The sequence below is a fragment of the Desulfogranum marinum genome (assembly GCF_963675105.2).
GTDB lineage: Bacteria > Desulfobacterota > Desulfobulbia > Desulfobulbales > Desulfobulbaceae > Desulfogranum > Desulfogranum marinum.
This window is the reverse complement of record NZ_CAXXRO010000002.1, coordinates 110,139-130,553: the sequence shown is the minus strand read 5'-3', so window position 1 is coordinate 130,553 and position 20,415 is coordinate 110,139. Positions and strand designations below refer to the sequence as shown.

Genomic DNA, 20,415 nt, shown 5'->3' with positions numbered 1-20,415 from the left:
TACTAAAGGTTGGACACAAAACGCTTAAAAAAGAGAGGAAAAATGAAAAATCTTAAACTTGGGGTAAAGCTGGTAGGCGGTTTTATTCTTACCGCAATGATTGTACTTGTTGTAGGCTTACTGGCCATGCAGCAACAGAATAAACTTCATGAGCAAGCCGAAATGCTCACGGAAGACGCCCTGCCCGCAGTACAAAACATGTTGATTATCAAAAGTGAGGCCAACTACATTGCCTCCCTCATGCGGACTTTGCTCACCCCTTTTGCCGACAAGGAACAAAGAAAAGCCGTTCACCAAGGCCTTCTTGATTCAAGAAAAGTGTACGGTGCTGCCAAGACCAAATTCATGGAACTGGCTTTTTTTCAAACCGTTGAACCCGAATGGAAGGCATTCGGCGACCATATAGGCAAATGGGTAGTTGCCAACAATCAAGCAGTCAAATTCTCCAAAGAACTCGTTGCCAGGGATTTAACCAATCCAGTGCAGTTGAATAATCACATGCAACAGTTCGAGATTGCTCACCTCACCCTGCTGGCGAACACCGACAAACTCATCTCCAATGGCACCGCCTTTACAGGCGGGACTGATGAGAACGCCTGTTCGCTCGGCAAATGGCTCAACAACATGGATACAACGAACCCGGAACTGGTTGCGCTTGCATCCAAGGTCAAACCCAGTCATGCCAGGCTTCACCAGGCAGTCGGCAGGGTTAAACAGTACGTGGCCAATGGGCAGATCTTGCAGGCCGAAGAAACAATGAAGGATGTTGTCTACCCTGCATCAGAAGAGGTTTTTGCAATTGTACATGAAATGGAAGCAATTATAACCACCGCGTATGACGCGTTTAGTAACATGAACACGCTGCTGCTCGTGGAAGCGGCCACTCACCAAAAAAATACCTTTGACGCCATCGATACCATAGTCAACAAAGCGGTGGAAGGCTCCCACGCAGTTGCAGAAGAGGCTGAAACTGTAGCCAAAACAGCACGAACCATAAATCTTGTCGGCATAGTTGTCGGTATTACCCTCGCCCTTGCCCTTGGGTTCTACCTTACTATTATCATTACCAAACCGCTGGCCAAAGGGGTCGACCTCTCCAAAGCCATGGCTGATGGCGACATGACCCAAACCATGGACGTAGACCAGAAAGACGAAATCGGTGTACTGGCCAAATCATTGAACAACATGGCAGGTAATTTACGAACCATTATCACCGACGTCAATAAAGGCGTATCCAGCGTTGATGAATCCTCCTCACAACTTGCAGCCATTGCCAACCAGATGTCCAGCGGCGCAGAGGATACCGCCAACCGATCCAACCAGGTGGCGGCAGCTGCCGAAGAAATGAGCGCCAATCAAGACTCTGTGGCAGCAGCCATGGAACAGGCTTCAGTCAATATAAATATGGTTGCCTCAGCGGCCGAAGAGATGAACGCTACCATCACTGAAATTGCGCAAAATTCAGGTCGAGCCAAAGAGATTACCTCGCAGGCGGTTGATCAGTCTGAAAAGGCTTCCGACCGGGTCGACGAACTGGGCAAGGCTGCCAATGAAATTACCAAGGTTACCGAGGCGATCACCGAAATTTCCGAACAAACAAATTTACTGGCACTCAATGCCACTATTGAAGCCGCCAGAGCCGGCGAGGCAGGTAAAGGTTTTGCGGTTGTTGCCAACGAAATTAAAGACCTTGCCAAGCAGACCGCGGAAGCTACTCTGGATATCAAAACCAAGATAGAGGGTATTCAGCAGGCTACCGGTATTACGGTAAAAGAAATTAATGAAATCAGCACGGTCATTGCCGATGTGGACCAGATTGTGGCAACCATCGCCACTGCAGTGGAAGAACAAACCGCAACCACCAGAGAAATTGCGGAAAACGTTAGCCAGGCTTCAACCGGTATAAGTGAAGTTAACGAAAACGTTTCTCAGAGCTCGGCAGTAGCTTCAGAAATTGCGTCGGATATAGCCGAAGTTAATAATAGTGCCAACGAAATGAATAGGGCCAGTAGCCAGGTTACGGATAGTGCCCGGGAACTTTCCGCTGTCGCTGACAAGCTTAAGAATATGGTCGCTCAGTTTAAAGTCTGATAACAGCCGTTCAAATTTCTTCCCCTTAAAAAAGGCGTCTGCTTCGTGCAGGCGCCTTTTTTGGGTCTCTTCTTTTTCACAACAATCAACACGTAACAAATTACTCACGCTCCAAAGCAAGAGTACCTTGAATCATGAGCGAGTAAGTAGAGCAAATTGTTATAGCGCCCTCAAAAAATAGACAAGCCCCTTAACCTCGCCGCCCTTTTCCTGCCTCAACGCTACCTGTTCAAAATGGCAAACCTGGAGGTCATTTTCTTTTGCCACAGCCAAAATATAGTCATGGGAATGTGAATACCTGCCATTTGCATGAAGCATCCAGTCCTCACCTTCTCCAGACTCTATTGAGAAACAAATATGTACCTCATCCCGACATCCCGCTGTTATAGCCTGAAAAACAGGTTTGAGATCGCCCAGATAGATAAAAACATCGGCAGCGAGAACTAAATCAAACGGAGCCGGGTCCTGATGATGTTGATGAAAATACGCGATCAGTTCAGCCTCTTCCAAGGTGTCATAGATTTGCTTTTGGCGCGCAATGTCTATCATCTTTGGCGAAAGGTCTATCCCGGTCAGCTTATCTGAACACTCTCGAAAAAGTTCTCCGCAAAGGCCGGTACCACATCCAAGATCTATACAGTGTTCATATTTTTTTTTGCGTGGCCCGTGATTAAACAGATTCCACAACCTTTCCGGTGCACGATAGTCAAGATCACCCACCAGACTTTCTTCAAAGGTCTCTGAATAGCTATCAAACAGGCTCCGCACATATTCTTCCGGGGGCTTAGCAGGAGACGTTTCTCCCTTGAGCGCAGCAATCATATGTTTTGCCCCGGCATGATCCGGATCAATTTCAAGCAACTGTTGGTAATTTTGCACCGCGTTCTCATGGTCGTCGTGCAAGTGAAGCAGGTATGCCAAATTATTCAGCGCCGGTGCATAGGAAGGATCGAGCTCGAGAACATGGGAATATACCTGTACCGCTTCTTCTGTCGCCCCGCACTCTTTACAGCAGCAACCAAGACTGTACAAAATTTCCACATCATCGGGTCTAAGCGCTAACGCCTGTTTGTAAGCGGCAACAGCCTCTGCAAACAAATGCAGTTTGTTGCAGGTAAGCGCCAGGTTAAACCAATAGTCAGTCTCGGATTTGTTGACGGCAGCAGCCTGCTGAAAACACTCTTTAGCCTTTTCATATTCCTCTTCATGGTAGAGGGCAAGGCCAAGGTTGTACTGCACCGTGTCGGCATCGGGTATCTCTCCGGTAACCTCCTCGTAGAGTGCTATTGCCTGGGAAAATTCTCCAAGGCTGTGGAGGTCCAGAGCCTTGGTATATAACTGTTGAAGTTGTTCTAGTCGTTTATCTACTACCATGGATCACTATTTCTTTGTTGGCCTCATTTCCTGCTTCAGTAAACAGCAGGAGATCCGGTGTTCTGGTTTACCATCATCTTGATAGCTGATGTTTTCCGGTTGCAGGAGTTTGTTCATCACACATCCTTCCGGGATGGAAAGAGGAAAAAAACGATCTTCATTCAGGCCTGAACGATGACAAAGCTTACCTGCTTTTATCTCATAACTGTGGATGGGGTGATCTTCACACAGTGGACACTGATACACCCTTCCGTTGGGAAACACAAAATAGTTTTCCGCAACCATACCTGCACACTCAAAGGTTTCTTCCGGTTCAAGATATACCTTGGGATACACGACATGGATGCCCTTGGCTGCAGCATCGGCCGCAACCCCGGGAACAATATCCAGCCAACGTTGAGGATCGACCTGCCAGCTCCCCTCATCACCACTGCTCGGAGTAGCGGATTTTCCACGCAGGCCGATAACTTGAATGAAAAATCGATCAATACCAAGCTCCTCTACAAGTCCAGGCATCCGATAAAGGTGATCAATATTAAGACTGGAGACCGTATAGATGAGACTGGTGGCAAATTTACGGTTTACCGCCTTCTTGATATTCGCTGTACAGGTAGCAAAAACCCCTGCCCCACGAATAGGGTCATTCACAGCCGGTTCCGGACCGTCCAGGGAGAAACTCAAATAATCAAGCTCGCTGGGCGTCACCTTGTCCAGCAAATCGTGGAACAAAAAGCCATTGGTATCAACGGTAACAGCAAATCCCATTGCCTTGGCGGCCTTGATAATTTGCGGCAAATCCGGATGCATGGTCGGCTCGCCACCAAGTAAAATAAGGTTTGATTGTTTTTGTTCGTCGCTAAAAAGCCGCAGCCACTGGAGGACTGTCTCAAGCTCGAGAGTTTGCACCCCATGTTGATCGGGGTTAATATAACAGTGGCGGCAGGAAAGGTTGCAAGCGGTTAAGAGGTGAAAAAAAACATTTCGTTCACCGGTCTTAAACCCGACGGTACGTGCAAGAGGTTGCGTATCCATGGACATCATTCCTCAATGACTTGCTCAAGAGTATATCGTGACAGCAGGCTATCCTGCCAATAAGAGTAGTTGCTAAAAAACTGTTGAAAAAGCTTCAAACTTGCTGTTCGCTGCACCTTTTCCACCAGGGTAATTTGCATCTGTGCATACAACGCATTCAAACTCTGCAAGGGAAGATTGGTGCCGCCACCCATGATATCTTCATAGGCCCATACAAAAGAACGAATACCGGAAAGAAGCATAGTGGAATAACACATCAGGCAGGGTTCCATGGTGGAGTACACAACCACTGAAGAAAAATCATAATCAGGATGCTCGGCCAGGAATGCCCGCAGGGTGACAATTTCAGCATGATCAATTTCATTGCAAAACTGTTCGCTGCTGTTTCGCCTCCTGCCCCTGGCCAGTATTCTATTCCTATCAACAAATACACAACCAACAGGAAACTCTCCCTCATCAAGGGCTACGCGCGCTTCTTGAAGCGCTTCCTGCATGAACTTTTCGTGATTATTTTGCAACACCATGGGTCTTTGTAATGCTAGAGTAAAAATGGGTCTATACCATGGAACGACTATGCTGTCAAAATTACATTCGGCGGCCAAAGCGCAGGATATTTTTACCTATTGTCACGCCGGTGTGCGGCTGCACCCAGTCATGACCCTGGTCGGTAAAAGGTAAATAGACAAGGCCCATTCCCATCACAACAGCCTTTACTTTTGGTAGATGCGGGAAAATAGCTTTGGGGCTGGTTGTTGATGCTGCAAGTATAATTTTCATCGCTTGCTTTGCTTCTGTTGACGACAACGTCACAGGAAAAAAAGGATCTCTTTTTTTTCCTTTACCTTGTGGCAGCTTCCACTGCCCCAATGTAGACTGGCGCCCTGCCTGGATAAATACTTTTGGTCTCACCTTAAAGGCAGGCACTAGAAACTGCATGGGTTTCTTTTCCCAATCAGCCTGGGGCAAAATCGGCTGATTGGTACGAGCTATAAAATCAGCAAAACTTGAAATATTAAGCTCTGTGACCGATGCTTGCAGCTTCCAGAAAGGGATATACAATGCCGTATGCTGGTCACCATCCACAACCTGAAAAACAACTTCTTGCATATCTTTTTGATCCATTCTCCAACAGCGATCACAAACAAAACAATGCACTATCAGGGAGTCGGATGCTCCTTGCACCTCTGCCCCGCAATGGGGGCACAAAGAAGGCAAAAAGCTGGGCTGCCACTGGGGATGGTAGGAGGATGACTTGAGCGCTTTACTCCTGAGGCGGGTGCCTGTTTCCGCAGTCAGGGGGTATTGATTAACGGCATCCAGCAAACCTTGATCAGTGTGTATCAATGGAAGATAAATCACACTCAGTGTTTCACCAATATAGGCGCGATGAAAAAGATTTTTCCCTGCCTTGGCAGTAAGGTGAGATATCTGTGCCGCTTTATGGAGAATGGTGTTGGGCTCAAGGGTTCGAACTAAAAATCGAGCGTTGGTGGCAGGATTAAGATGCTGCAACTGCATTGCCTGTGCCCTGACGCCAAGGGATGGCGGCAAGCCTGGAACATTCACGGCCAGCTGAGTGGTATCAACTACTTTGTGCGAGAGTCCTTTATCCGTTACAAGAAAAATTGTCCCCTTAAAGCGAATGTAGGGGACCAGCAGGTAAGCAGTTTCTTCTTCCTTTATCGTCGGCGGGAGCAGGTAACGAAAAATACCGGCCGGCTGCAAAAAATTTTTAACGCCACAATAGGAGCAGGTCAGCAGTCGATCAGATTCATTCAGCGTTGCCGCGGCACCGCATTGCGGGCATTCCTGAGCAACCTTGATGTTCATTTTTTGTAATTACTCACAGGGTGCTATAACTCTTTGCTGTATCATATCTAGAACCTGCAATTGCTCCATCCATCACAGTTTCATCCCGCATTGATTACAGAAGTGCGCACCGGGTAAATTTTCATTGCCGCATTCTCCGCACTGAACAGCTTTTGGCTTGTCCTCGGTTGAATGGCCGCAGCGGGAGCAAAACCGAGCACCAGGTGTTACATTCTTTCCACAGTGGGTACACTGAGCAATAATAAGTTGCTGGTGGCCGCAATAAGGGCAAAATCTGGCGTCGCCTTGCACGGCATTGCCGCACTCTTCACAAACAGTTGTAGCTCCACCTTTTGCTGCGTCTCCCTGCCCTTGCCCTGTCTGTTGCATACTCCCAAACAAAGCCGGCATCATCATCCCCATGCCTAATCCCATGCCTGCTGCGGCTTCCCCCGTGCCGAGCGCGGCCTTTTCCATGGCCATGCCCGCCTTCATCCGTACGAATTTATCCATATCCTGAATAACATTCATACGTCCACTATCATCAATGGCCTCCTGCACCTCTGGTGGGGGCGTAATCGAGGTGATATATAAATTATCCAGTGCCAAGCCAAATCGTTGAAAATCCTTTACCAGCCGCTGCTGAAGGCCTATAGCAAGCTCATCAAAACTGCCTGGCAGGTCAAGAAGGGAGTCGAGCGTCTCGCCGAGATAATCATTGAATCTGGAAACAATCACCCTGCGTAAATAATCTTCAATCTGCCGGGTTGTATATTTTCCCATGGTACCGGCAAGTGTATTAATAAACAGTATCGGCTGCACCACCCGAATATTAAACACGCCGTGAGCTCGCAACCTGACCAGACCAAGCTCTGAATCACGAAACGCCACCGGATCTTTGGTCCCCCACTTGAGATTGGTAAAAACCTTGAGGTTGACAAAGTATACTTCTGCCCTCAAGGGACTGGTCATCCCCCAGGGAAGAGAAAGGATCTTGGTTAGAATGGGAATATTTGCGGTCTTTAAGGTATGTCGTCCCGGAGGAAAGGCATCGCAGGCACGCCCCTTATAAAACATCACCGCTGCCTGATTTTCACGCACTGTTAGCTGGGCGCCAAACTTAATCTCCCCTGAGCCGTGCTCAGGTAAACGGTGCAACAGTGCCTCGCCGGACTCATCAAACCATTCCAGTGATTCTAAAAAAATAAGATTATTTGCTTCCATAGGTCCTTTCCCTCGTAAAGGGCATATTGAACTTGCCTCCGACTATAAACGATTTTTTCAATCAATCTCAACATCATGCTTACAAAATTTCTGCAAAGGTAAGTAAAAAAAAACCTTGATACACCATTGAAGGCGATGATATTTTTTGGTGCTTTTTTTGTTGTTGATCAACTCACATCTTTCATATGTGGAGACAAACTAGTGGTTGTGAGGATAACTCTTTTCAGTATAGTATAGGACCTGCAAGGTACCAAAATATTTTTAAGGAATAACGTTATGACACAGTTCAGGCAGGAATGGGATACAGAAACGGCAATGGAAATCCTCAACCATCCGACAGTGGACAGTAAGGTATGGGCTGAAGCGGTGGAATGGCTCCTTGTTTATGGCCCTCCGGAAATACAGGAACTGCTCAAACACGCATCCGGCCATGCCACCATGGAAAGTTTTCCAGAGTTAGAACCTCTCGGCTATGGCAAAGACGGAACCCCCTGCTATTCATTGTCACAATTAGCCGACTCACTGGATATAAGTGAAGAGGAAGCCGAGGCAATCATCAGCGAAAAAGAGAAAAAACACGGTATCAGCCACCGGGTTGACAACAGCGACACAACCTCACTCCAGTAACCCTATACAAACAGAGGGCCTCATCCACAGCTTGAAAATTTACCCGCCCAAACAGTTCTCTGCTTTCAAACAGATGCGGTATGGTAGGGTATGAGCTCAAAAATCCGCTTATGCGGGTTGATCTGAATGTGATAATAACGGTTTTGCGGCATATAAATGTAGGGTATTTCTTTTTCCTGGCGAGAAAGAAATTTGGACAGAATCATCCTGTTCACGGCCTTATGGCCGACAATCATAATATTTTCATCGTAATTGTTGAGATAAAATACTTTTTTCAGACCACGATGCACCCGCTCTTCCATGGTCTTATACCCCTCGCCTTCAGGATAAATATAATTATATTTATTCAATCTTCTTGCCCTGGCGACATGCGGCATTTGCTCGCTGATCTGCTTATAGGTCATCCCTTCGCAAACACCGCCATGAATTTCATTAAATTCAGGTAAAGCAATAATTGAGCAAAAATCCTGACGTTCCCTTATAGTTTCTGCTGTTTGCAGGGTTCGCTTATAATTGGAAGTGAATATGATAGGAATGCGCTGGGTGGCAAAATGCTCGGCCAAAGATTTGGCCTGCTCAAACCCTTTGTCAGTGAGCTCACTGTTGCCGCCGATGCGGTCTTCCACATTAAAAAAAGTCTCTCCATGACGAACCAGGAAAAGATTCCGCACCACCCTGGTGGTTAAAATATCACGAATACGGTCATAATAAGGCACCTCATAGCTGGCTTGTTCCTGCAAAATACAACTTTCAAACGAATCCACCAGAATGCGGTTGGGTTCCACATCCAAAGGCTCATAGATGGATTCGTAGTATTTGATCCTTTTTAAAAAACTTGCTATCGCCTCTTCTTTGGTGCGATCGCTGAATTCACTGAGACCTGCCTTACGTTCAAGATTGGCTTCCAAAGCTTCATCATCCGCATTCATACATTCAATGAACAGTAAAGGTGTTTCAGAAAACGTATCTTGAATTTTCCGGCGCCGTTTACGAGTCACGTTACTGGCATCTAAAATGGCAACACAGCCCCCTTCGCGAAGAAATTTATGGGCATTCTCAATATTTACCGAAGATATTTTCTCTCGAAAAGCAACACCTTCAGGATTCCCCGGCGAAAAAAATATTGATGAAGAAGTATTCTCTTCACTCATCCGCCGGCGAAGGTCACCATTATTAAAAATCGTGCTTTTTACTCCATCAAGTTCCAACGTACGGCTTAACTTTCGCGCCATGGTCGATTTACCGCGGGCGGGCAGCCCCATCATCACTATTACGAGCTTTCTATTCATTGTTTCCTGCCTCTCTCCGTAAGCGCCTTTATCCCGGGTTGCTCATGCCTGCAGTATCAATTTGTTCAATTACATACATGTGCTTTACGCTGGGTAAATTCCTTTCTGATTACGTACAAAACTCAGCCAATTATCTACCGAAACAGACAGGGGACTGATTTTTTTCATGGTTTTTTATGAAAATTAGATAGCGAAGACTCCGATCTGTCTCCCGAGTCCCACAAAAAATGGCTGAGTTTCATGGGTAATCAGAAATTCCTATGCAATTCCCACTTTCAACAGTGGTAATGAAAAATCCAAGCTGTTGATTCAATATCTATTGTACGCATAACCAGCAAACAAGCAAACAATAAAGTATAACTGGCTGTTCTAACGAGTTGTTTACGAGAGAACTAAACCTTGGAGATGCAACGCAAGAGATTACGATCACTGGGGATGAACCGGGAAGAAGAATGCCGATGTCAGGAACACTGGTAGTGAAATAACATATTACCTAAATCCTACAATTGCCAAGTTTGCCGAAGGTGCGAGGCTGCGTACACGCAGACGTACTGTAGTACTTCAAGTGTACGCAAACAAAATAGATTCGGTAAAATCGGCAATCCCGATAGGTGGCAAGATTTAGGCATTACAGTTCCATGAGCGTAACGGAGGGATAAATCAAAGAATTCTCAGCCCGGTGAGTTACCTTTAGATAATCCTTAGAGTTCATACAATTTATCGTCATACACTGGTGGTTTTGGTCCTTTTTTCACTTTCTTTTTCATTGCTTCAAGGCTGAATGCATCATCCGAATCCATTAAGTCGCCCATTTCCTGCTCTATTTGTTCAGGGTCCTCGCCTGCTTCCATACGAGCGATGGCTTCTTCCATCTGTTCGCCAAGAGAAAGCCCGGTTTTCTCTGAAAAACGGCGCATTAAATTTGCCATCTGCCGCGGATCGTCTTCGTTCATTCCTTCGGCATCACGCATAAGTCCTTCAAAGGCCTGTTCCATTTTTGACTCATCCATGCCGGCCAAAGGATCACTCCCGTCATCCTCTTTTGCTTTGCCGATAGTGGCAAAGGTCGACATCATTTTCTCTAGCTCTACTTTACCGCACTTGGGACAATCTGGGCGTTTTTCGGTATTGACCCTTTGTGAAAAAAAATTAAAGACTGTGTTGCACTGGTCGCAGTAAAATTCGTAAATGGGCATAATGATTTTAATGTAATTATGAGATTGAAAGAGGAGTTAGCTTATAAAAAGTCAATTTTAACTATTACCAAGCACAAGGTCAATATCCTCGGGTCTCACCTGATCAGTAATAATGACCTTGCCTATCTCTTCCGGTAGGACGAAAAAAATATGGCCACCAACAGTTTTTTTATCTGTCTGTAAATAGGCTCTTATCTTTTTTCGATCGAGCTCAGCAGGAATTTCCAAAGGTAGGTTGTAGGCACCTAGTAAGTTATCCAGGGTTTGCAACACCGGATCCGTGGTGTATCCACCCTGGATTGCCAGTTGCGTTACCGCATGCATACCGATGGACACTGCCAGGCCATGGATAATTTTAAATCCGGAAGCGGCTTCAACCGCGTGCCCGATGGTATGCCCGAAATTTAAAATTCTCCTTAATCCGCCTTCTCGTTCATCCTGCTCAACAACGTTGGCCTTGATTTGGCAGCAAGTATAAATCATGGAAACAAGCGTTTCAGGTTCCATGGCCCTTATTGCCTTTTGGTTTTCTTCTAAAAAGGCAAAGAAATCCTTATCAATAATGACACCGTACTTAATCACTTCGGCCAAACCTCCACGAAATTCTTCGGGAGGTAATGTTTTCAATACGTCTATATCAATATACACGGCCTTGGGTTGATAAAAGGTACCTATCAGATTTTTCCCCTCAGGGATATCAACGCCTGTCTTGCCGCCGACAGAACTATCAACTTGAGCAAGTAAAGAGGTTGGAACTTGCACAAAAGGAATACCCCGCATGTAGATAGAGGCAAGAAAACCGGTGATATCACCAACAACACCACCACCAAGGGCAACAAGAGCATCACCGCGATCAAATCCTCGCCCGGCAAGCTCACTGGCTAGGTCGGTGACTGTCAGTGTGTGTTTCTGTTCTTCACCGGCTGGGAAGACGATCAACTCGCAAGCAAGGCCTGCGTCGGTTAACGAAGCGATTATTTGCTGACCGTATAGTTCTGCAACATTATCGTCACTGATGATCCCGTATCGCTTTCCTACCGGATCAGCAGCTAGAGTAGGACCAATTTGATTGAGCACGCCACTACCTATGTGAATAGGATAGCTACGCTCATCCAGACCGACTATGAGAGTTTGTTCCTTCATGATGCCCTTAACCTTTGGTAATCTTTTATGATACGAATCTTCTGGCGGTGCTACTTCTGTGTAGGGTGGATAAGCGTAGCGCATCCACCAATTCCAGGCATCTGATGCCGCGTGGATGCGCTGCGCTTATCGACTCTGTCGTAGGGGACGAACAGTATGAAAAACCGAGGGCCTCGGTGACCTATCACATTTTTTATGATAGGAATCGTTTACCCGTATATTGAAACAATGAAAAGAAAAAAAAGAGGGGATACCGTAACCCGGTACCCCCTCAAACAACAAACGCTAAAAGAAGAAGCGTTAATTACATGGATTCACCAGAAGCGGCACCCTGCATCTTAACTTCAACTTTTTCGGTAAGTCCTGCGTAGTAAGCTTTGAGGTGATCAAGAACTTCATCACGACCAAAGTGATCAACAATCTCAGCACCTTCAGAAAGTGCTTTACGCAGCTTGGTACCGGAAAGGATAACACGGTCATCTTTGGTATGCGGACATGTACGCAGACTAGCCATACCATCACATTTGTGACAATAGAATGTCCAGTCAATCTTCATTGGCTTACACTGGAGATCTTTAGCAGCATCACCAGTTTCAGGAATGCGATCAAAGATTTCCTGAGCTTCAAACAGACCATAGAAGTCACCAACGCCAGCGTGGTCACGACCGATCAGCATGTTATTTACACCGTAGTTCTGACGGAAGGTAGCATGGAGCAGACCTTCACGAGGACCAGCATAGCGCATATCAAGTGGGTAACCGGCATTGATAACGTTCTCTTTAACAAAGTAGTTTTCAATGAGAATTTCAATAGCTTTAACGCGAGTTTCCGCAGGAATATCGCCAGGCTTAAGGTTACCGATCAGAGAGTGAATCAAAACGCCGTCACATACTTCTACAGCAATCTTGGCAAGAAACTCATGAGAACGATGCATTGGGTTACGAAGCTGCAGTGCTGCAACGTTTGCCCATCCACGCTCATCAAACATAGCACGGGTTTCTGCAGGCTTCAGGTATACGCCAGGGTATTCTTTTTTGTACTCGCCTTCAGAAAGTACTTTTACAGGTCCGGCAAGGTTGAACTCTTTCTGGTTCATAACCATGATTACGCCAGGATGATCTTCAGGAGCGATTTCCCAGAATTTGCCGTCTACAGACTCTTCACCTTCGCCCATGAATACTTTTTCGCATTCCCACTTCTTGTCGGCTTCGGTCATTTCGTATTTTTCGGTAACTTTCATGGTGGCATATACTTCGCCATCATTTACCAGAGCAATTTCGTCACCTTCATTAATTTCACCGGCATCAGCAGCAGATACATCGAGGGTAATAGGTACAGGCCAGAATGTACCATCTGCCATCTGGAAATTTTCACAAACGCCTTTCCAGTCAGCTTTTGCCATAAATCCTTCAAGAGGGGAAAATCCACCGATACCCATCATGATCAAATCGCCTTTAGCGCGATCTGTAACTTCTACCTGCTTGAGACCTTTTGCTTTTGCCAATTCAGCTTCAAGCTCGGCACCTTCAAGTAAAGCACAAACAAGACCTTTACCGCCGTGAGGCGCAACTAACTTACTCATAATGTTTCCTCTCTGTTTAGTTATCAATAGGGATTAAAGCCTATAATAAATATCCGTTCTGACATCATCAAATGTGAATGTAGCAGCAGAACGATAAACTGAACCGCTATTCAGTAAATGATACTATTTAAATGGGAGTGAAGGAGAAGTCAAGAGAAAAAATTATGGATTTAATCAAAGAAAATGATAAAGCGCCTCCCCTACTGTTTAAAGTAAAGAAAGCGCTATATTTGAGCTAGTAATTTGAAATGAAGAGAAAGTGGGCTACCTCCTTTCCAACCAACTTGATTTACCAGATTTGGTAGCGCCAGGGGTGTCCTGCTGCTCTATCTTGATAGCACCGGTACTTGTTTGCAAAACAGCCTTGGAGCCATCGCTGCGCCCAACGTGCAGGTTAGGTGAAATAGCGAGCCCTTTACCTACACTGATACTTTTTGTTATTTTTGCAGGATCTCCCCCATCACCACCATCATTAAAAATGTGATTAGTATACGAGGTGCCAGTCTCATAGTATAATGCATACAGAAAACTTTCACCATCAACGAGGCATGGATTATTTATTACATCGGGTGGAACATAGGTAGTAAAAGTAAGCACCTCACCTAACAAAGCAGCTTGGCCGATGTTGCGCTCACCATCCCGAGAAAAATCAAGATACCAGCCAGCGCTATCATCCACCTCACCTAACAGGTCCTCCCAATTATCAAGGGTGGAATTATCGTCTGTTATAGTATCGTCGGTAAAGACCCAAACATCGGTCGCGTTAAACAAATCATCACGATTAACGGTTGACCAAGTGAATTCACCATCGTCATCTTGTGGCTCTTTTACCCCATAATAACTTTGCTGGTCCAGGTTTGCCTCATCACTTTCAACAAAATAACGACCTGTACCGAAGAACACCCACCTATTCATATCCTTATCAAGTGCAACAGATGCTGCAGCGGTGATTGGTTGCCCAACGTCAAGGACATCATTTCCATCAGTATCAAAAACAGTGGTAAGGTCGAGGAAGACACTATCCAAATCCCAATAGGATGGTGTAAACATGTCTACACTGTTTTCAACTACCAACCGGCGCATTTTTCCGGACCAACCATCATCTTCAGATCCCGTCACTGTTCCGAAATAAACAACGTCTGCTTTAAAATCAAGATCATAGTCAACCGCTACAGGATCAGTGACAAAAGACTGGTTCGCAAATTGCTGTGCATAAGCGTTCTCTGTGGAGTCTGTTGGATCGTATTCCTGGAGGGTACCATCTGTTCTTAAGGTGAACAACGTCCGATCTGTAGTATTTTTTCCAAGTCTGTTTAAATCAACCACATACAGTTTCCCAGTGTCTGTACTGGTCGCAGAATCTAAATCATCCGGACCATTGCCAAACACTAAATACCACTTGTTCCAGGTTGTAGTAGTCTCATCAAACTCATCCCCATCATCTTCTGCCTCATCTCTAGCTGTATCTTCACTCTCGTGGTCTCTTACAGGCACAGCTGTTGGGTAACACGTAGTAAAACCCAGTCCAGGAAAATTGAACTCAGCTAATACCTCGGGTGGAGCCTCTGGATTCGTGATATCTAAAACAAAATAGGCTGAAGACATCGTCCTGTCGGTGTCAGCGTCATATGTTGTATATGTGCTATCATCAGCCTTGTCCATATCCACCCGTATTTCGCCACCACCCAGTCGCATACCTCCAACTAAAACAGTTCCCCAGCCATATGGGTGAATACACTCCTCATGGGCACGCCCTTTAGCAGGATTGGTACAGGCATCCTCTTCCTCAAAAATTTTGGCATCAAACACCCTCGGCTTTAGATCAGCATAATAGACATGCGTTGCATCATAATCAGCCTCAGTTAACCAAAAAAGATGAGGCAAAAGGTTATAAGGGATATACCCCCATAATTCAGCTCCCAGATCTATATATTTACTATTATCATCACAGATTAAGGTATCAGTGTCATCAAGTTCACAATTTTCCCAAAATTTATTATAAATATACTCATATTGAACATCATCGGGATCGGTATCGTCTACTTCTATATACTCTTCCCTGAAAAAACCTGCATTGAAGGCGTGGAAAATACCGTCATTCGTCCCCATATACACAACACCTCGACGATACTGGTGTCTTGCTGCAAAAACTGCATACGTTAGGTCTCTGTATAAGAGGTGATATCCTTCTGTAGGACCAGCAAGCATTGTAGGAGTCGAATATACTGCATCCCCTAGGCGCCACTCAGTGTCGTCTACCGTACGCTTTCTGAAAGCGGGAATCACATACTCACCATCTTCCCCGTCTATGGTAGTCAGGTCGTCCTCAAGGTCGGCATCATCACCATCTTTGTCCTGGTCTTCTCCTCGTACAAATTCGACAAGACGCATGGATTGCTTTTGCAAATACTCTGTGAATGGGCGATTTGCATCACCATCTGTAATCGCACTCTTTTCTTCAGCCATCATGCCGCTTATACTATCGGGAAATGACCAAGGGTCACCGCTCTCACCACTGCCATCTAAAGATGAATAAAGGGTCAGATAAGGAAACACCAATGAAGAATTAGTTAATGAAGCTACAGTTGCTCCATCTTCTGTGCACCCCTCACATGTAAAAGGAATCTGCTCATCGGCATCTGCCACCATATCCTTATCAGTATCTACAAAGGTGAACAGGTAACGCCTGTCATTGGGATCGCCACCATCAGCTCCATACTCAGTAAAATCTGTCGACGAACGCTGAAGTTGCGGATCCACTACGGCATTTATCCAGTTAGAACCCTTCCAGAGAAAGTCAACATCGTCTATAGCAACTCCACATTCAGTGCAGGCTGTAAAATCACGGCACTCCACAAGATCATCGAGACAATCAATATCGCCAGCACAAAGCTCTTCATCGGCATCCCGGTAACCATTACAATCTAAATCTGCATTAAATCCGCAACTAATTGGCGCTGGAATGGCGTCTTTTTCCTCACAATCATAATAAACTTCTCCGATTCCTAGCGGATCAAGATAGAGATCAACAGTACCATCGTCTTGAAAGACGACTATTTTGTCAGTTTCAAGAGTTAATTTATGATCAAGATCAGTGTCTTCCCTCAGGTTTCCATAATCATCGATGAGCAAGGTTTGCAGCTCACCAATCCATTCGGCGGCATCTTTTTTCTGATAAAAAAGTGCCTGATAAATAGCTCCTACACCGGATCGAGACTGGGAGACGACACCAGCGGCAGTACCCGATGAAGCCTGATTTTGGATTTTAATGAAAATATTGGCAAGCACACTTGAGAGTGTTTTTCCATCTTGGGCGGCGTAGGCCTGACCGCCGGCATTATCTGCAGTATCTTGTAAAATTGGTCGAATATTACCATCTGCAAAGCCAACGGTATAAATGATCAAGTTTTGAACATTATCGATATCATCTCTTAAATCTGTTTCGTAAACGTATTTTCCAACGTCATCTAAATTATCTTCGGCATCTCGTTCATTGCCAAAATAATCAGCATATCCTTCGTCGCCGGAGTTTAACTGGTCGCAAATTCTGCCATCATCCGCATTCTCATCCTCGTCAAAATCAATATACTCAGTGGGGACACATCCATCCTTATAGGGATACCCGTCAGTAAAAACAAGAACATATGAATCAAGACAGTCAATTTTTTCCCTGTCATCCGGATCAACAGCATCATGGTTAATAACAAAAGGATCCCAAGCATCATCGACTTCATAAGGTGCGTAATCGACTTGATCGCCATACTCAGAATCAGCATTTTGCATAAAATAATTTGCCACTTCAACAAGATTTTCTGCTATTGGGGTTGTTCCCCACACCAGTGGATAGTGCTCGATAGCATCAACAATATTAAGTAAACCTGCTTCCCCTTCGGTAGCATCAGTGGGCTTGCCTTTTACGTAGGTATCAACAGTTCTAAATCGTGCTTCAGCCTCGGTACGCTCTGTAGCATTGTTCGGTGAGTTGCCGTCATCGGCGATCCACGCTTTTTTGACAAAAGGATTAAGAGGCATTTTCAGGCGTAACGTACCGCCATCATTGGTTTCACTATTATAGATGTTATTTGAACGATACTGATAATTGTAGAAACTGACACCTAAACGAACGTCTTCATACACATCATGCATAAGCCCGCTTGGTTCTTCGGTAACAAGAACCGCCACGTTATATTCAAGCTCAGCATCAATGGTCAGATGAAAATACCCAATGTCTTCTTCCACATGATTCCCATCATCATCCAATGATGTATCTTCTTCAACCAGGATAGTGTTATCGGTCATACGCAGTCCGACGGGGTCACTACCTTTATAGGTTTGCAGAGAAGCGAGTAGAAAACCACCACTCAAATCATGGGTAAAATCTCCTCTATTCTTTTCATCTTCAATGGGGTCCACCCCAACCCCGATTTGTCCATATTCCCAATCAACGAATTCACCCTGTTCAACGGCCAGGTAAGCCACTTTCTCTGCTGCTACAGCTGTTCCCACAGTTGCTTCTTGCGGTTGCAAGCCAATTTCAAAACCTGTATCGTCTATATCTCTTAAGCGTACCGTCAATGTCCTTGTTACTCTTTCCGTCACAGGTGTAGCAAGTACAATTGGATTAGATGCAAATGTACCTACAGTTGCATCCAGGCTATAGTTTTCATCAGTAAAGCCACCGGCCTCAAGATCATCGGCATAAATCAATGGACCATCGGCAATCTGGTGCGTGCCTCTTTCGATAGCTATGTAGTAAGCCGTTTCCTCTGTATGGGCCTGATTATGTGTTGCCTGATCTTTCAATTCATATTCGTCAACGCGGATTTGAAAGTCAGTAGTGGTAATGTTCTGGATTCGCAAAACAGACGGATCAGCACCTTCATAAGACAACGGGCCAGCCACCACAATCGGCGGAGCGGTAAAGGGCGTCGCAAAAGTAACAGTTGTCCATTCATCATCAAATTCAGGTGTTTGTCCGATTTCTCCAACAACGTCTGTCAGGTAGGTAGGGTTGCCATCGTCATCTAGTACAGGATTACCATCACCATCTTCTTCCACCGCAAAGACAGGATCACCGGAACCATCAACCCCATCGCTTTGCAAGGCTTCTAATATAGCGACACCAGGAACAACCAATAATTTACCGTATGGGTCATATCCTGGATCAGTGTCTCCTGTGGGAACAACACTTCCATTTTTTGCAGGACTTGACAGGGTGAAAGAGGCATTAGGAAAAGGGGAAAGGGTCGCACTGTTGGCATTACTTTTCGAAAGGTCCCTGTCTTCCGGTTCATTATTACCGACAATTTTCCAAGTATCAGCAATACCATCCGAGCTGGTATCGATACCGTCTCTATTCTCAACCTTGCCACCTACCAAAACCATACGAGCTGAGTCTATGCGCCGTGTGGTTAACCAATTCAAAAAATTTCCGCTCCAACAATTCCCGGCAGGTTCAATAACGCAAACATCGTCGACAACAAAAGCACCGGCTTTGGTCGTATCAATCTTTACATCATAGATGTCTCCATCTTCACCACCATATTGGCTATCATCTACAGCTACAGCTGGATTTCCAACAACATCAGTTACATATGCATAGTTACGGTTGGAGTTAAACATACCATAATATTCATTATCCGGATTAAATGAATTGCCATACATACTCGACTTCATACTTCCTGAGTTATCGAGCATAACCACAACGTTAGGTGGCACGGATGCCGTACTGAAAGGTGGATTGGAAATGTAATCCTCAACCTTTGCAGCACCAGCTGACTGAACCATGAAAACAGCAACGGTAATCAGCATAATGTGCAGAGAAAAAATGCATCTCAAGTATCTCATAGTTACCACCTAATTAATATTTACAGCCCACAAGGCTGCTTATAATATGACGCCATTGGAGAGCAACAATAGACTCACTGTTATTTTTGCCGACATGCTGTGAGTGCACCTCATATAAAATTGCCCCCCCACCGCTTGCAGCACCCTTCCCCTTTCCTTCGTAGCCGGCTGCCATCTGGATAGCACTCCCCGCTATATATTGGGTTTCACCCCAGATGGCCATATTGGTGTGTGTATCAGCATCACTTGGAACGGCAGGATCAAGAGGAAGACGCAACGAACGAATAGCATCTGAAGGAACGTCCCCTAAAGTAGTTGCACCGGTTGCACCAGCGACATCATCAATTGTCTCATCAAGGGCAAAATTGTTATCAAATACATTAACACCACTAATAGAAAAGAAGGTGGTTGCATCAGCGTTATCAAAGCCTGCTGGTGCCAGGGAAAATCCAGTAGGGCAACGAATATTCTGTTCGAGCACTTCAATGCTTGCTTCAAGGCCACCATCAGCTTTATGAAAAGACTCACCTGCCGTTTTATCGTTACCAGCTATTTTCAACTCAATATTCGTGGTTGAGGTAGCAGCTATGCCTATCAGGGTTAAGACCACCAGCATCAACAGGGCAGCGACCAATACAAACCCATCATCATTATGAAAATCCATTTTCATTCCACTTCGCATATCGGTTACCGTTAAATGATATCTGTTTTAATATAATCGTAAACAACACGGCGGCTTTTCCCCTGTTGATCAGAAACCACTATAACTCGGATGGTTTTATCATTAGGCATGGGCACGTCCTCTGCAATATTCCAGTAAATGGTATATACACCGTCTGGAGATACAGCCATGTGGTCAGCGGTCGCTGCCGTATCATTATCTAAACCAAAATTAGTATCGGCTCCAACACTATCCACCCCATCACGGTCAGGATCCTGATCAGTACCGTCTCCTGTACGATCACACATTGGATCATTAACGCATGTTAAAGATCCATCACTATACGGTGCGGCATACAATTGCTCCATCCTATCTGTTGCCCATGCAGAACCAGCGGTAATCCGATTTGCATGCGCATTGCCTTTGATGGCAGTAACCTGCATTGTCTGCAGGGTAAGTATACCAACAGTTAAAATGAACATGGCAATTACCGCTTCAATTAAGGTAAACCCTTCATCTCGTCTATTTTTATAATCCATC

The 20,415-nt window shown here is 45.3% G+C and carries 14 protein-coding genes; 2 read left to right on the top strand and 12 right to left on the bottom strand.

The features are described from left to right. The first annotated feature begins 42 nt into the window (after positions 1-42). Positions 43-2,091 (top strand): methyl-accepting chemotaxis protein, encoded by a 2,049-nt coding sequence (locus ACHZCY_RS01345; protein WP_319547580.1) that lies wholly within the window; start codon positions 43-45, stop codon positions 2,089-2,091. Between the two features lie 159 nt (positions 2,092-2,250). Here ACHZCY_RS01345 and ACHZCY_RS01340 read toward each other — a convergent pair whose 3' ends face one another. The 5 genes from ACHZCY_RS01340 to ACHZCY_RS01320 form a co-directional block, all read right to left on the bottom strand. Next, complete coding sequence (locus tag ACHZCY_RS01340; RefSeq protein ID WP_319547579.1) at positions 2,251-3,465, bottom strand: tetratricopeptide repeat protein; 1,215 nt, start codon at positions 3,463-3,465, stop codon at positions 2,251-2,253. A 6-nt stretch (positions 3,466-3,471) separates the two neighbouring features. Continuing rightward, complete coding sequence (locus ACHZCY_RS01335; protein ID WP_319547578.1) at positions 3,472-4,497, bottom strand: radical SAM protein; 1,026 nt, start codon at positions 4,495-4,497, stop codon at positions 3,472-3,474. 5 nt (positions 4,498-4,502) lie between these two features. Continuing rightward, on the bottom strand, positions 4,503-5,021 hold the full coding sequence (locus ACHZCY_RS01330) for a nucleoside deaminase (RefSeq protein ID WP_319547577.1): 519 nt from the start codon (positions 5,019-5,021) through the stop codon (positions 4,503-4,505). Between the two features lie 61 nt (positions 5,022-5,082). Then, the gene (locus tag ACHZCY_RS01325) at positions 5,083-6,327 is read right to left on the bottom strand and encodes a TFIIB-type zinc ribbon-containing protein (RefSeq protein WP_319547576.1); all 1,245 of its coding nucleotides are present in this window, start codon (positions 6,325-6,327) and stop codon (positions 5,083-5,085) included. A 72-nt stretch (positions 6,328-6,399) separates the two neighbouring features. Then, positions 6,400-7,530, bottom strand: a complete 1,131-nt coding sequence (locus ACHZCY_RS01320) for an SPFH domain-containing protein (RefSeq protein ID WP_319547575.1) — start codon at positions 7,528-7,530, stop codon at positions 6,400-6,402. Between the two features lie 276 nt (positions 7,531-7,806). On the opposite strand from ACHZCY_RS01320, the gene ACHZCY_RS01315 reads away from it, so the two are divergent. Then, a complete protein-coding gene (locus ACHZCY_RS01315; RefSeq protein ID WP_319547574.1) occupies positions 7,807-8,157 on the top strand; it encodes a hypothetical protein in 351 nt (116 codons plus the stop codon). Between the two features lie 65 nt (positions 8,158-8,222). Here ACHZCY_RS01315 and ACHZCY_RS01310 read toward each other — a convergent pair whose 3' ends face one another. The 7 genes from ACHZCY_RS01310 to ACHZCY_RS01280 form a co-directional block, all read right to left on the bottom strand. After that, positions 8,223-9,446 carry a bifunctional nucleoside/nucleotide kinase/histidine phosphatase family protein gene (locus tag ACHZCY_RS01310; RefSeq protein WP_319547573.1) on the bottom strand — a complete coding sequence of 408 codons (1,224 nt, stop codon included), beginning with the start codon at positions 9,444-9,446 and terminating at the stop codon, positions 8,223-8,225. 701 nt (positions 9,447-10,147) lie between these two features. Then, positions 10,148-10,642 carry an FmdB family zinc ribbon protein gene (locus tag ACHZCY_RS01305; RefSeq protein ID WP_319547572.1) on the bottom strand — a complete coding sequence of 165 codons (495 nt, stop codon included), beginning with the start codon at positions 10,640-10,642 and terminating at the stop codon, positions 10,148-10,150. Positions 10,643-10,699: 57 nt separating this feature from the next. Then, the gene (aroB, locus tag ACHZCY_RS01300) at positions 10,700-11,785 is read right to left on the bottom strand and encodes a 3-dehydroquinate synthase (RefSeq protein ID WP_319547571.1); all 1,086 of its coding nucleotides are present in this window, start codon (positions 11,783-11,785) and stop codon (positions 10,700-10,702) included. Positions 11,786-12,089: 304 nt separating this feature from the next. After that, a complete protein-coding gene (gene sat / locus ACHZCY_RS01295) occupies positions 12,090-13,367 on the bottom strand; it encodes a sulfate adenylyltransferase (RefSeq protein WP_319547570.1) in 1,278 nt (425 codons plus the stop codon). Positions 13,368-13,631: 264 nt separating this feature from the next. Then, positions 13,632-19,214 (bottom strand): hypothetical protein, encoded by a 5,583-nt coding sequence (locus ACHZCY_RS01290; RefSeq protein ID WP_319547569.1) that lies wholly within the window; start codon positions 19,212-19,214, stop codon positions 13,632-13,634. Between the two features lie 13 nt (positions 19,215-19,227). Further along, positions 19,228-19,878, bottom strand: a complete 651-nt coding sequence (locus ACHZCY_RS01285) for a pilus assembly PilX family protein (protein WP_319547568.1) — start codon at positions 19,876-19,878, stop codon at positions 19,228-19,230. Between the two features lie 29 nt (positions 19,879-19,907). Then, positions 19,908-20,414 (bottom strand): prepilin-type N-terminal cleavage/methylation domain-containing protein, encoded by a 507-nt coding sequence (locus ACHZCY_RS01280; protein ID WP_319547567.1) that lies wholly within the window; start codon positions 20,412-20,414, stop codon positions 19,908-19,910. Position 20,415: the final 1 nt, after the last annotated feature.